The sequence below is a fragment of the Mediannikoviicoccus vaginalis genome (genome assembly GCF_928097925.1).
GTDB lineage: Bacteria > Bacillota > Clostridia > Tissierellales > Peptoniphilaceae > Mediannikoviicoccus > Mediannikoviicoccus vaginalis.
Map to the genome: position 1 here is coordinate 179,424 of NZ_CAKMRI010000001.1, position 14,392 is coordinate 193,815.

A 14,392-nucleotide genomic window follows, 5' to 3' on the forward strand; every position below is an offset into this window, starting at 1 on the left:
TAATGGAGGAATATAATGAGCGCAGTATTAGTAAGTAAAGAAAAAAACAGAGCGGTTTTTACTGTAGAACTTCCAGGAGAAAAGCTAGAAGAAGCAATACAAAAAGCCTATTTAAAAAATAAAAGCAGATTTTCAATTCCTGGTTTTAGAAAGGGACATGTTCCAAGAAAAATTATCGAAATGAACTATGGAGTTGAAATCTTCTATGAAGACGCAGTAAATATTTTATTGCCAGATGCATACGAAGAAGCTATAGAAGAACTTGATCTTGATCCAGTGGCACAACCAGATGTAGATGTGGATGAAATTGGAAATGGTGGCCCTGTTAAGTTTAAATTTGAAGTAGATGTTAGACCAGAAGTTGAACTTGGCGACTACTCAAAACTTGAAGCAGAAGTAAACAAATATGAAGTTTCAGAAGAAGATATTAAGAGAGTAATAGATAGAGAACTTGATCAAAACTCAAGAATAATCTCTGTTGAAGACAGAGCTGTTAAAGACGGAGACATTGTAAACATAGACTTCGTTGGTAAGCTTGACGGAGAAGAGTTTCCAGGTGGAGACGCGGAAGGCTACGACCTAGTTATAGGATCAGGTGCATTCATTCCAGGCTTTGAAGAACAAATAATTGGAAAAGAAATTGGCCAAGAGTTTGATGTTGATGTAGTATTTCCAGAAGAATACCATGAAGAAAGCCTTGCAGGAAAGAATGTTATATTTGAAGTTAAACTAAACTCAATTCAAGAAAAAGAATTACCTGAGTTAGATGATGAATTTGTTAAAGACATTTCAGAATTTGACACATTAGAAGAATACAAAAACAATGTTAAGATAGATCTTGAAGAAGAATTAAAGAAACAAGCTGACGTTGAAAAGGAAAACAAGGCTGTAGAAGCTCTTATTGACGTTATGACAGTTGACATTCCAGAGTCTATGATAGACATGGAAGTAGAAAGAGAATACCAAAACTTCCTTTACAGAGTTCAAGGTATGGGAATTACACTAGACCAATACTTTGCAATTGCAAACTCTAACGAAGAAAAGACAAAAGAAGAGCTTAGACCTGCTTCAGAAAAGAAGCTTAAGGGAGAACTTGCTCTAGATGAATTTATAGTAAAAGAAAATATTGATGCAACAGAAGAAGAAATAGACAAAGAAATTTCAGAACTTGCAGAACAATATGAATTAAAAGATGTAGATTCATTTAAAGACACATTAAAAGAGTCAGGAGACTTAGACTTTATAACAGATTCAGTAAAGAGAAGAAAAGCCTTAGAAAAACTAGTTGAGATGGTAAATTATAAAGAAGCTTAAATAGTTAGGAGGTATTTTATGACTTTAGTACCTATGGTAGTTGAACAAACTAATAGGGGAGAAAGATCTTACGATATTTATTCCAGACTTTTAAAGGATAGAATAATCTTTGTAAGTGGTGAAATAAACAACCAAATGGCAGACCTAATCGTTGCCCAATTATTATTCTTGGAATCTGAAGATCCAAACAAGGACATTCAGATGTATATAAACTCACCAGGAGGATCAGTTAGTGCTGGATTTGCAATATATGACACTATGCAATATGTAAAATGTGATGTAAACACAATTTGCATTGGCATGGCCGCAAGTATGGGAGCTTTTTTACTTGCAGCAGGAGAAAAGGGAAAGAGATTTGCACTTCCAAACTCAGATATAATGATTCACCAACCTCTTGGAGGAGCCCAAGGACAAGCGGAAGACATTAGAATACATGCTGAAAAGATTATAAAGATTAGACAAAAATTAAATCAAATTTTATCTGAAAGAACGGGACAACCTCTTGAAGTTATTGAGAGAGACACCGACAGAGATAAATTCTTAGAAGCACAAGAAGCAATGGAATATGGATTAATTGACAAGGTAATAGAAAAGTCAAATTAAGGGGGTCCTATGACAAAAAAAGAGGAAAATAGAATCAGTTGCTCTTTCTGTGGAAAAACCTCCGATGAAGTCAATAGATTAATTGCAGGACCAAATGTCTTCATCTGCGATGAATGTATTAAACTATGTAATGACATAATCGATGAAGAGTTTAGAACTGCACAGAAAAAAGAGTTAAAAGAGAGTAAGTTTTATAAGCCGGCTGAGATAAAGTCCGTTTTAGATGACTATGTTATACAACAGGACCAGGGCAAGAGGGCCTTGGCAGTTGCAGTATACAATCACTATAAAAGGCTTAACAGTAACTTAGACGACTCCGATGTAGAACTACAAAAGTCCAACATATTATTAATTGGGCCTACTGGTTCAGGAAAGACTCTCTTAGCTCAAACACTGGCCAAAACTTTAGAAGTGCCATTTGCCATAGCAGATGCAACTTCACTAACAGAGGCTGGCTATGTGGGGGAAGATGTTGAAAATATAATACTAAAACTCGTTCAAGCGGCGGACTACGATATTGAGAGAGCTGAAAGAGGTATTATATATGTGGATGAAATCGACAAGATTTCAAAAAAATCTGCAAACCCTTCAATCACTAGAGATGTTAGTGGCGAGGGAGTTCAACAGGCTCTTCTAAAGATTATTGAAGGAACAATTGCCAATGTTCCACCACAAGGTGGGAGAAAACACCCTAACCAAGAATATATCGAAGTGGATACTTCAAATATCCTATTTATTTTTGGTGGCGCATTTGACGGTGTTGAAAAAATTGTTGAAAAGAGAAAGGAAACTAAGTCCATTGGATTTGGTGCCGACACCCTTGGAAGACATGGCAAGAAGATAAATGAACTTCTTAAGGAAGTAAAACAGGAAGATTTACTAAAATATGGTCTTATTCCCGAACTTATAGGTAGAATTCCTCTAATAGTAACTTTAGATGAACTTGACGTGGATTCACTGGTTAAGATACTATGTGAACCAAAGAATGCAATAGTTAAGCAATATCAAAAGTTATTTGAAATGGATGGAGTTGAGCTAGAGTTTACAGACGAAAGTTTGAGGGCAATAGCTCAAAAAGCCTATGACAGGAAAACCGGAGCTAGGGGACTGAGATCTATAATAGAAGAACTATTACTTGATTTGATGTTTGAAATACCTTCAATGAAAAACATTAAAAAGGTAATAATTGAAGAAAAAACTGTAGTTGATGATGAAAAACCAACTTTAGTATATAATGAATAAAAGGCTCACTTTAGTGAGCCTGTTTTTATGAGAGGTAAGATATGGATAAAGAGAAAAATAATTCCCTTGAAAAGATAATTCCGGTAATACCTTTAAGAGGAGTTTCCGTTTATCCTCACACAATAATGCATTTTGATGTGGGAAGGGAAAAATCAATAAATGCTTTAAATACATCCTTATTAAAGGACGAAAAGATTTTGCTTGTACCACAAATTGAAGCAATTGAGGAAAATCCAAAGTTTGAAGACCTTTATGACTATGGAGTGGTTTCTCAAATAAAACAGACCTTAAAGCTTCCTGGTGGCAACACTAGAGTTCTAGTTGAAGGAGAATCTAGATGTAAGGTCCTTGAGTTAGCAAATAGGGATAATTACATTGTGGCAAGGGTTGAAATAATAGAGGAAGAAGAAATAAAAAATCCTACAGAGGAGATGGAAGTTTTAAGAAGACTTCTTTTAAAAGACGTAAATGAATATGTGAGGAACAATCCACTAATAACACAGGAGATGGTTCTTCCGTTAATGGAGATAAATGATCCAATTCTTTTAACAGATACAATAAGCTCCTATTTGGATTTAAAGACTGAAGACTATTACACACTATTAAAAGAAGTGGACATAGTAAAAAGACTAAAAACCTTACATGAAATCTTCTTAAAAGAGATAGAGTACCTAAGAATCGAAGAAGAGATTAACAAAAAAGTAAATGTTCAGATAAACAAGTCACAAAGAGAATACTTTTTAAAAGAACAGCTTACTGCAATTAGAGAAGAGCTTGGAGAAGAGGAAGACGAGTCCCTTGTTGACAACTACATCAAAAAGATAAAAAAACTTAAGTTGGATAAGGACTCACAAAAACATCTTCTTAAAGAAGCCAATAGACTTAAGACCATGTCCATGGGAAGTCCAGAGATAAATGTCATTCAGTCATATCTAGATGAAGTATTGTCACTTCCTTGGAAAAAAACTTCAAAAGAGAGTTACGATATAAAAAAGGCTAGGGAAGTACTAGACGAAGATCATTATGGACTTAATGATGTAAAGGAAAGAATTTTAGAATATATCGCCGTAAGAAAACTTACGGAAGGACTAAAGGGACCAATACTTTGCTTTGTAGGCCCTCCAGGAGTTGGAAAGACATCCATAGTAAAGTCAATTGCAAATGCAACCAATAGAGAGTTTGTAAGCATGAGACTTGGTGGCGTCAGGGATGAAGCTGAAATAAGAGGACATAGAAAGACCTATATAGGAGCAATGCCAGGAAAGATTATAAAGCTACTTGAAAAAGCTGACACAAAAAATCCTGTGTTTTTACTTGACGAAATAGACAAGCTCTCTTCAGACTTCAGAGGAGACCCAGCTTCGGCATTACTGGAAGTTTTGGATCCTGCACAAAATGACAGCTTCATAGACAACTATATTGAGATTCCATTTGACTTGTCCAAGGTTATGTTCATTACAACTGCAAACTCACTTAACACAATTCCACCGGCACTTTTAGACAGAATGGAAGTTATTAGAATTGCAGGCTATACCGAGTTTGAAAAGTTTAATATTGCAAAGAAATATTTAGTTCCAAAACAAGTAGAGGAGCATGGGCTAAAAGAAGAACAATTTAGCATTTCTGATGCAAGCATTAGAAAAATTATTTTAAACTATACCAGGGAGTCGGGAGTTAGAAATTTAGAGAGATTGATTTCAAAGGCCGTTAGAAGAGCCGTTGTTGAAATAGTGGAAAATGAAAAAGATACAATAAAGATAGATGGCAGAAACCTTGAAAAGTATATCGGACACGAAAAGATTATTGATGACGACATTCCACAACAGGACATGGTAGGCGTTGTAAATGGATTGGCGTGGACTTCCGTTGGTGGTGAAATCCTTACAATCGAAGCAAATGTCATGAAGGGTAGCGGAAAGCTAAAGCTAACTGGAATGTTAGGGGATGTTATGAAGGAGTCAGCACAGGCTGCTGTTTCATATATAAGAAGTAATCAAGAAGCCCTTGGCATTGAAGGTGAATTTTATAAAGACAAGGACATTCACCTACACTTTCCAGAGGGAGCAGTACCAAAGGACGGACCTTCAGCAGGTATCTCCATAACAACAGCCCTAGTATCCGCACTAAGTGGCAAGAAGGTTGATCATGAACTTGCCATGACAGGAGAGATTACCCTAAGGGGAAGAGTTTTACCAATTGGTGGAGTGAAAGAAAAGGTGCTTGCAGCAAATAGATATTCTATGAAGAAGGTTTTATTACCGCTGGCAAATAAAAAGGACCTTGACGAAATACCAGAAAATGTTAAGAAGAATATTGAAATAAAATTTGTTGAAACTATTGACGAAGTATTGGAATTAGCTTTAATAAAGTAATATCTGTTTATAAACTTGTAGATAGCTTAAGCTATGGTTATAATAATAGATAGGAATAAGCAAAGGAGTTTTATATGGATAATAGACAGTTGGCAATTAACACTATTAAAGTTTTATCGGCTGAGGCCATTCAAAAGGCAAACTCAGGACATCCTGGATTACCACTAGGAGCAGCGCCAATGGCGTTTACTCTTTGGAATGATGTACTAAAGCACAATCCGAAAAATCCAAATTGGATTAACAGAGACAGATTTATTTTATCTGCGGGGCATGGTTCAATGTTATTATATTCCCTATTACATCTATTTGGATATGGTGTAACTATTGATGACATAAAAGATTTTAGACAACTTAACTCAAAGACACCTGGTCATCCAGAGTATGGCCACACCATTGGAGTTGAAGCTACAACAGGTCCACTTGGGCAAGGTATTTCCATGGCTGTTGGAATGGCTATGGCAGAAGCGCACTTGGCTGCAAAGTACAATAAAGAAGGACTAGACATTATTGACCACTACACCTATGCACTTGTGGGAGATGGTTGTTTAATGGAAGGTATTTCAAACGAAGCATCTTCATTTGCAGGTACAAATGAACTTTCAAAACTAATTGTACTTTACGACTCAAATAACATCACCATAGAAGGTGACACTGAAATAGCTTTTAAAGAATCTGTTATAGACAGATACAAAGCACTAGGCTGGGAAACTTTCTTAGTGGAAGATGGAACAGATTGTGAAGAAATTCTAAAGGCCATAAACCAAGCAAAGAAATCTTCAAAGCCTTCACTAATTGAAATCAAAACTAAAATTGGTGCAGACAGTCCAAGGGAAGGCATGGCAAAGGCACATGGTGAAGCCCTGGGAGAAGACGGAGTTGTTGCTTTAAAAGAAAAACTAAACTGGAATTATGAAGAAGAGTTTTATGTTCCAAGTGAAGTAATAGATAGTATAAACAAGGACAACGAAAATAGACAAAAAGACGAAGATGAGTGGAACGCTCTCTTTAAAAAATATGAAAGAGAATATCCTGAAGAAGCAGCTCAACTAAAGAGTTCCTTTGAAAAGGAGTTACCTTCAAATCTTTTTGATGAAGACTTCTACAAATTTGAAAAAGATGACGCAACAAGAGGATACTCAGGAACAGTTTTAAATAGAATTGCCGAAAAAGTTCCTTATCTATTTGGTGGATCAGCAGACTTATCACCATCAAACAAATCTGTTATGAAAAATTCTGAATTTTTCAGTCCAAAAAATAGAGGAGCATCCAATATAAACTTTGGTGTTAGAGAGATGAGCATGGCTGCAATTGCAAATGGAATCAGCCTACATGGAGGACTACTTCCATATGCTGCCACATTCCTAGTATTTAGCGATTACTTTAAGCCATCCATAAGATTATCTGCCCTAATGAATCAACAGGTTCTATACATCTTAACCCATGACAGCATTGGAGTTGGAGAAGATGGACCAACACATCAACCTATTGAACAGATAGCAATGCTTAGAGCTACACCAAATACAACTGTATTTAGACCAGCGGACGGAATGGAAACAGCAGCGGCATATGAATATGCACTTACAAATAAAACAGGACCTACAGTATTTGCCCTATCAAGACAAAAATTAAAAAATCTTGAAGAGACATCTAAAGACGCAATGCATGGTGGATATGTACTAAAGGACCTTGGAGAAAGAATAGATATTATTCTAATGGCTTCAGGATCAGAAGTTGAACTAATTTGTGAAGCTGCAGAAAGACTTAACAAATTAGGCCATGGAGTAAGGGTAATTTCAATGCCAAGCTTAGACCTATTCTTGAAACAACCAAAGTCATATAGAGAAGGTGTACTACCAAATGAAATTAGAAGGAGAGTTTCAGTTGAAGCCCTTTCCACATTTGGATGGGACAAGGTTGTTGGCTTAGATGGAATCACAATAGGAATGGAAGGCTTTGGGGCGTCAGCTCCAGCTGAAGAGCTATTTAAAAAGTTTGGATTTACAGTTGACAATATAGTAGAAAAATCACTTGAACTTTTAAAGTAAGGTTTGATAATTAAGATGTCTATTGACGATAGAATAGACATCTTCCCTTATTTTTTACTTGATAGGAATGTATAATTATGATATTATCGTAATTGAACTTATGCACGGGAGGTGGCAAATGAATACTTTTTTACAAGTTCTACTTGGATTAGCAAGCATAGTTATTATAGTTGCAGTTTTATTACAAGAGTCTAAGTCAGATGGATTAGCATCATTAACAGAAAGCTCTAATACTGCAGGATATGGTAGAAAAACTTCAAAGAATTACTACATTGATAGAATAGTTATAGTAGCATCAATCATATTTTTACTTTCAGCATTGATATTGGCTATGATATCAAAGTAATATTGTAAATTTAGCGATTAAAGAAATCGCTTTATTTTTGTTATTATTAAAATTTATAGGAGGAGAAAATGGAATCAAATATTTTTGGTTATGTTGCCATATGTGCAGGAGTATTAGCATTAATCTTTGCTTTTATTAAACTTAATTCAATAAACTCTATGCCTGTGGGAACAGATAGAATGAAAGAAATATCTTCTTTTATTCACGAAGGGGCAATGGCTTACCTTGGAAGACAAAACAAAGCCATCTTTATATTCTTAATAGTAGTAGCAATAATACTAGGTGTTGCAGTTGGATATAAGACAGCTATCTGCTTTATACTAGGTGGTCTTTTATCAATGACAGCAGGATATATCGGTATGGTTGCTGCAACAAAGGCTAACGTAAGAACTGCAAATGCTGCTAAAGAAGGCGGTATGGCAAAGGCTTTAAACGTTGCATTCTCAGGTGGAGCAATCATGGGTATGTGCGTAGTAGGACTTGGTATTATAGGTATTACAGCAAGTTACTTAATCTTTAAAGACGCAACAATCGTAACAGGATTTAGTTTTGGTGCTTCATCAATCGCTCTTTTCGCAAGAGTTGGTGGTGGTATCTACACTAAGGCAGCAGACGTTGGAGCAGACCTTGTAGGTAAAGTTGAAGCAGGTATTCCAGAAGACGACCCAAGAAACCCAGCAGTTATTGCAGATAACGTTGGAGATAACGTAGGGGACGTTGCAGGTATGGGAGCTGACCTTTTCGAATCATATGTAGGATCAATCCTTTCAGGTATTACACTTGGAATGGTAGCTTATGGTGCACAAGGTATCTATTACTCAATCGCAGTAGCAGCACTAGGAGTATTAGCATCAATCATAGGTATCCTAACAGTTAGAGGAGACAAAGACCCTCAAAAGGCATTAAACGGCGGTACATTAATTTCAGCAGTATTAGCTATAATCGGTGCGGCAGTACTTTCAAAGATGATTCTTGAAAGCTTACAACCATTCATAGCTGTAGCTATAGGTATTGTAGTTGGAGTATTAATTTCACACTTCACTGAATACTATACATCAGGAGACAAAAAACCAGTACAAAAAATTGCAGAAGAATCAGAAACTGGTTCAGCTACAAATATCATCTCTGGTCTTGCAGTTGGTATGATGTCAACAGCAGCTCCAATCATTATAATTGCAATCGGTATAATCGTTGCATTTATTTCAGCTAACGGAGCACAAAACCCACAACAAGGACTATACGGTATAGCAGTTGCTGCAATCGGTATGCTTTCAACTTGTGGTATGACTATAGCAGTTGACGCTTATGGTCCTATTTCAGATAACGCAGGTGGTATTGCAGAAATGGCAGAGCTACCAGCAGAAGTTAGAAACATTACAGACAAGCTAGACGCAGTTGGAAACACAACAGCAGCTATAGGTAAGGGATTTGCAATCGGATCAGCAGCCCTAACAGCATTAGCTCTATTCGCATCATATAACGAAGTTGTACAACTAGAAGCAATCGACGTTTCAAAACCAGCAGTAGTTGCAGGTATGTTAATCGGTGGTATGCTACCATTCCTATTCTCATCACTAACAATGGATGCAGTAGGAACAGCAGCTAACGACATGATTATTGAAGTTAGACGTCAATTCAAAGAAATTCCTGGAATAATGGAAGGAAAAGCAACTCCTGACTATAAGACATGCGTAGACATTTCCACTTCAGCAGCTTTAAAACAAATGGTCGTTCCTGGAGTTCTTGCAGTAGTATCACCAATCCTTATAGGATTTTTATTAGGAGCAGAAGCTCTTGGTGGCTTACTAGCAGGTTCATTAATCACAGGTGTACTAATGGCAATATTCATGTCAAACGCAGGTGGAGCATGGGACAATGCAAAGAAATACATTGAAGATGGTAACCACGGTGGTAAAGGTTCACCAGCACATGCTGCAGCTGTTAATGGAGATACAGTTGGAGACCCATTCAAAGATACATCAGGTCCTTCACTAAATATCCTTATTAAGTTAATGACAGTAGTATCATTAGTATTCGCTCCACTTATTTACCAATACGGTGGAATCATTATAAACTCATTTGGAAAATAAAATAAATTAGCTTACTAGAGGGAGTGCGAAAGCATTCCCTTTTTACATATAAAGATTAATAAAAGTTTAAATTAAATAGATATTCTTTAAGTTTTTTTTAATGAAACTCTGTTACCATGATATATAATGAGGTGAAGTGAATGAGAATTTTGATTGTTGAAGATGAAGTGAGACTTGCAGAGGCAATCTCTGAAATAGTTAAAGAGGAAAAGTATGACTCGGACATGGTCTATACAGGTGTAGATGGACTATACTATGCTTCATCAGAAATATACGACTGCATTATACTAGACGTTATGCTTCCAGAGATGGACGGCTTCGAAGTTTTAAAAGAGATTAGAAAAAAAGGAATAGAGACACCAATACTTATGCTCACAGCTAGAGATGAAGTGAAGTCAAAGGTCAAAGGACTGGACTATGGTGCCGATGACTACATGACTAAGCCCTTTGATGTAGAAGAGCTTCTAGCACGAATTAGGGCCATTACCAGGAGAAAGGGACAGGTTATACTAGACGAACTTAAGTTTGAAGACTTGGTACTAGATTTAAACAACTATAGTATCTCAACCAATTTTAAATCCATCAACCTAACGGCAAAGGAATTTGAAATTATAAAATTACTAATGTCAAATGCAAATATAGTGGTTACCAAGGACGATTTAATTTCAAAAATTTGGGGATACGATTCAGACGCAGAAGATAATAACGTTGAAGTTTACATTTCCTTTATAAGAAAGAAACTTAAATTCATAAAGAGCAAGGTAGAAATAACCACCTTGAGAAAGTTAGGATACAAACTTGAATATACTGGATAAACTAAAGAAAAAATTTTTAATAATTTCAATATCATTGGTGGGAGCAGTTCTTCTAATTGTTTTCTCAGGTATATTTTTTTACTTTTATAAAGTTATAGACATAAGCACCGACGACTACCTGCAAAATGTAGTTTCAGAACTATTTACAGGGGGAGATATATATGGGGTGCCTTTTTTTGCAAGGGGAGATAACAAGAGTCAACCTACATTTGTCTACGAATTAGACGGCAAACCAAAATTTATAGCTAGTAATATAAATAGAAAATTAAAAGACGACGCTATAAAAAAGATTGTCCAAGGAATTGACCCTGAAAAATCCACAAATGGATTTATTTTAAACGAAGAATTTAAATATCAACTTGTTAAGACAACTGAAGGCAATCACATACTATTTTTGGTAAACATCTCACCACAAGTAAATATGATTAAGCTTTTGGCAAAGTCCCTAATAAGTTCCTTTGTCTTTACCATGATAATAATAGGATTTATTTCAAAATATTTAATTGATAAGGCCTTAGAGCCGGTGGAACAGTCTTGGAATGACCAAAAGCAGTTTATTGCAGACGCATCACACGAACTAAAGACACCACTTACAGTAATCCTTGCAAATCTTAAAATACTAAAAAAATACGACAACTACGACGAGAATCAGATAAAGTGGATTGACAATACAGAACATGAAACCAAGAGGATGAAGGGCCTTGTGGAAGAGATGTTATTCTTAGCAAGAAGAGACTCAGGTAACATGATACTAAACTTCGAAACAGTTAACTTTTCAGAACTAGTTGAAGAGGTGGCGCTTACCTTTGAATCCATCGCCTTTGAAAATGATTTGAACATGATATTTGAAGAAAAAGAGGATAACTTAACACTTGAAGGAGATAAAAAGCAGCTTAAAAGACTTGCCATAATACTAATAGACAATGCCTGTAAATATGCAAAGCCACATAGCGACATATTAATCAGACTATTAAAAAGAGAAAAAAAGATTATATTTTCCGTCACCTCCATGGGAACACCGATTGACGAAGACTGTGCAAAGAGAATTTTTGAACGCTTTGTCAGGGAGTCCAAGTCAAGATCTAGGGATTCACAGGGGGGATATGGGCTGGGCCTTGCCATTGCAAAGAGCATTACAGAAAGTCATAATGGAAAGATATATTGGAGAAATTTTGAGGATAGAGGCAATACATTTGTCGTAGAATTACAAGCTTAGCACTTTTTTTAAAGGCATATATGTGATATATTTAATAATAATGAATTATTTAGGAGGAAACATGGAAGGCACTATACCGGACGTCTCGAAGCAGATAATAATTTTACTCATCCTTACTGCAATCAATGGATTTTTTGCAGCAGCAGAGATGGCAATAGTATCTGTTGACAGAAAAAAAATAACATATCTCGCAGAAGAGGAAGGAAACAAAAGAGCTAAAACATTATTAAAGCTTATAGCCGAGCCGTCAAGGTTCTTATCAACCATACAGGTGGGTATAACTTTGGCCGGTTTTTTCAGTGCAGGTTCCGCATCAGTAGGACTTACACAACAACTTGCAAAAGTATTTGCAAATTTAGGAATACCATACTCAGCTAAGATTTCATTTATTGCAATCACAGTAATACTAGCCTACTTCAACCTAGTATTTGGAGAGCTAGTACCAAAGAGAGTTGCATTACAAAATGCAGAAAAATTTTCTTTAGCTTCAATAGGCGTTGTTCACTTATTTTATAAAATAATGAGACCCTTTGTATTTTTGCTATCTGCAACCACAAATGGAGTACTTAGAATAATAGGACAAGACATTAGCGACATGGAGGCAAAAGTCACCTTAGAAGAGATAAAGTCAATTGTAGAAGTAGGGCAAGAGCAAGGAATTATAGACCCTGCAGAAAGAGAGATGATAGACTCTGTAATTGGCTTTGATGATACCCTTGCAGAAGACATAATGACCGCAAGAACAGAGGCCTTTTGCATCGACATAACAAGCCCAATCGAAGACTATATAGACCAGATGATGCAACTGAAGTACAGTAGAATTCCAGTTTACGAAGAAGAAATAGACAACATCATCGGCATACTATACATCAAAGACTTTATGAAAGAAGCCTACTCCCATGGATTTATGAATGTTGACATTCGTAAAATTTTAAAACCTGCATTCTTCGTGCCAGAGAGAAAAAACATAAACGAACTCTTTTTAGAACTACAAGAGGCCAAGGTGCACCTTGCAGTACTAATTGACGAGTACGGAGGATTTTCTGGAATAGTTACCCTAGAGGATCTTATAGAAGAAATAATGGGAGAAATCTATGACGAGTACGACTTCGACGAACCAGACTTTAAAGTAATAAACGAAAACACCTTCTTAGTTAAAGGTAACCTAGAAATAGACGAACTAAACTATAGGCTGGGAAGTGAATTTGACGAAGAGACAGAAGATTACGACACAGTTGCAGGACTAATAATATTTCACCTAGGCTATATACCAAGGGACGGAGAAAAACCTACACTGGAACTAGATGGTGTTAAGTTCAATGTTGAAATAGTTAAGAACAAGAGAATAGAATTAGTTAAAGTTATTTTAACAGAAGATTTCAACTCAGATAAAAATTCAGAGGAGAATGAAGATAATTGATTTACATTAAAAATTCTAAAGAGATAGACGCAATGTATAAATCTGGGCAGATAGTTGCACAGATGCATAAAGAACTAAGAGATTTTATAAAACCTGGAATAACCACAGGAGAAATAGACAAATTCTGTGAAAAATTTATAAGAAGTCAGGGAGGAATTCCTGCACAAATTGGCTACCAAGGCTATCCATATGCCACATGTACATCAGTTAACGATGTAATATGCCATGGCTTTCCAAGTGACCAAGTTCTAAAAGAAGGAGATTTAATTACCGTAGACACAGTAGTTGAATACGAGGGCTTTATGGGAGACTCCGCATGGAGTTACAAAGTTGGAGAGGTGTCCGACAAGGTAAACAAACTTATGGACATAACAAAAGAATGTCTCTACCTTGGAATAAAAGAGGCAGTTATAGGAAACCGCCTTGGAGACATTGGTCATGTAATCCAACAACATGCTGAAAAAAATGGCTTTTCAGTAGTAAGGGAGTTTACAGGCCACGGCATAGGTAGAAGCATGCACGAAGACCCAATGGTACTTCACTATGGACAAAGCGGAAGAGGACAAAGACTACAAGAGGGAATGGTAATAACCATCGAGCCTATGATAAACACCGGGGACTGGAGAAGTAAAATAGACGAAGACGGATGGACCGCAAGAACAAAGGACGGCAGTCTGTCATGTCAGTACGAACACACCTTGGCAATTACAAAAGATGGTCCAAGGGTTTTAACAATTCAAGACGGAGAGACAATATAAATATTACCCCTAAGTTTGAAAGTTCAATTTAGGGGTAATATAATGTTGTTTAAATAAGTATTTATGATGAATAAATTCCTATTTAAAACCTAGGAAATATTCGAAGATACTCATCATAAAAGAAAAAAGAAATGATTATATTACCATATTGAATTATGATATGTATTTGAG

The 14,392-nt window shown here is 36.1% G+C and carries 11 protein-coding genes; all 11 read left to right on the plus strand.

The window, feature by feature from the left end:
* Positions 1-15: 15 nt before the first annotated feature.
* Positions 16-1,314 (plus strand): trigger factor, encoded by a 1,299-nt coding sequence (gene tig / locus L6651_RS00915; protein ID WP_237036178.1) that lies wholly within the window; start codon positions 16-18, stop codon positions 1,312-1,314.
* An 18-nt stretch (positions 1,315-1,332) separates the two neighbouring features.
* Complete coding sequence (gene clpP / locus L6651_RS00920) at positions 1,333-1,917, plus strand: ATP-dependent Clp endopeptidase proteolytic subunit ClpP (protein WP_237036179.1); 585 nt, start codon at positions 1,333-1,335, stop codon at positions 1,915-1,917.
* Positions 1,918-1,926: 9 nt separating this feature from the next.
* On the plus strand, positions 1,927-3,159 hold the full coding sequence (clpX, locus tag L6651_RS00925) for an ATP-dependent Clp protease ATP-binding subunit ClpX (RefSeq protein WP_237036180.1): 1,233 nt from the start codon (positions 1,927-1,929) through the stop codon (positions 3,157-3,159).
* Positions 3,160-3,200: 41 nt separating this feature from the next.
* The gene (gene lon / locus L6651_RS00930) at positions 3,201-5,531 is read left to right on the plus strand and encodes an endopeptidase La (RefSeq protein WP_237036181.1); all 2,331 of its coding nucleotides are present in this window, start codon (positions 3,201-3,203) and stop codon (positions 5,529-5,531) included.
* A 74-nt stretch (positions 5,532-5,605) separates the two neighbouring features.
* Positions 5,606-7,576, plus strand: coding sequence for a transketolase (tkt, locus tag L6651_RS00935; protein WP_237036182.1), 1,971 nt, complete (start codon positions 5,606-5,608; stop codon positions 7,574-7,576).
* A 118-nt stretch (positions 7,577-7,694) separates the two neighbouring features.
* Positions 7,695-7,922 carry a preprotein translocase subunit SecG gene (gene secG / locus L6651_RS00940; protein ID WP_237036183.1) on the plus strand — a complete coding sequence of 76 codons (228 nt, stop codon included), beginning with the start codon at positions 7,695-7,697 and terminating at the stop codon, positions 7,920-7,922.
* Positions 7,923-7,990: 68 nt separating this feature from the next.
* The gene (locus L6651_RS00945; protein WP_237036184.1) at positions 7,991-10,012 is read left to right on the plus strand and encodes a sodium-translocating pyrophosphatase; all 2,022 of its coding nucleotides are present in this window, start codon (positions 7,991-7,993) and stop codon (positions 10,010-10,012) included.
* A 140-nt stretch (positions 10,013-10,152) separates the two neighbouring features.
* Positions 10,153-10,827, plus strand: a complete 675-nt coding sequence (locus tag L6651_RS00950) for a response regulator transcription factor (protein WP_237036185.1) — start codon at positions 10,153-10,155, stop codon at positions 10,825-10,827.
* Positions 10,811-12,043, plus strand: a complete 1,233-nt coding sequence (locus L6651_RS00955; RefSeq protein ID WP_237036186.1) for a sensor histidine kinase — start codon at positions 10,811-10,813, stop codon at positions 12,041-12,043. The genes L6651_RS00950 and L6651_RS00955 overlap by 17 nt, the downstream gene beginning before the upstream one ends.
* Before the next feature lie 61 nt (positions 12,044-12,104).
* A complete protein-coding gene (locus tag L6651_RS00960; protein WP_237036187.1) occupies positions 12,105-13,463 on the plus strand; it encodes a hemolysin family protein in 1,359 nt (452 codons plus the stop codon).
* Positions 13,460-14,221 carry a type I methionyl aminopeptidase gene (map, locus tag L6651_RS00965; RefSeq protein WP_237036188.1) on the plus strand — a complete coding sequence of 254 codons (762 nt, stop codon included), beginning with the start codon at positions 13,460-13,462 and terminating at the stop codon, positions 14,219-14,221. The genes L6651_RS00960 and map overlap by 4 nt, the downstream gene beginning before the upstream one ends.
* Positions 14,222-14,392: the final 171 nt, after the last annotated feature.

What these genes read in the sequence shown, in the direction of transcription:
- L6651_RS00960 (WP_237036187.1), top strand. Translation starts at nt 12,105, where the DNA reads ATGGAAGGCACTATACCGGACGTCTCGAAGCAGATAATAATTTTACTC.
- secG (WP_237036183.1), top strand. Translation starts at nt 7,695, where the DNA reads ATGAATACTTTTTTACAAGTTCTACTTGGATTAGCAAGCATAGTTATT.
- L6651_RS00950 (WP_237036185.1), top strand. Translation starts at nt 10,153, where the DNA reads ATGAGAATTTTGATTGTTGAAGATGAAGTGAGACTTGCAGAGGCAATC.
- tig (WP_237036178.1), top strand. Translation starts at nt 16, where the DNA reads ATGAGCGCAGTATTAGTAAGTAAAGAAAAAAACAGAGCGGTTTTTACT.
- clpP (WP_237036179.1), top strand. Translation starts at nt 1,333, where the DNA reads ATGACTTTAGTACCTATGGTAGTTGAACAAACTAATAGGGGAGAAAGA.
- tkt (WP_237036182.1), top strand. Translation starts at nt 5,606, where the DNA reads ATGGATAATAGACAGTTGGCAATTAACACTATTAAAGTTTTATCGGCT.
- L6651_RS00945 (WP_237036184.1), top strand. Translation starts at nt 7,991, where the DNA reads ATGGAATCAAATATTTTTGGTTATGTTGCCATATGTGCAGGAGTATTA.
- lon (WP_237036181.1), top strand. Translation starts at nt 3,201, where the DNA reads ATGGATAAAGAGAAAAATAATTCCCTTGAAAAGATAATTCCGGTAATA.
- clpX (WP_237036180.1), top strand. Translation starts at nt 1,927, where the DNA reads ATGACAAAAAAAGAGGAAAATAGAATCAGTTGCTCTTTCTGTGGAAAA.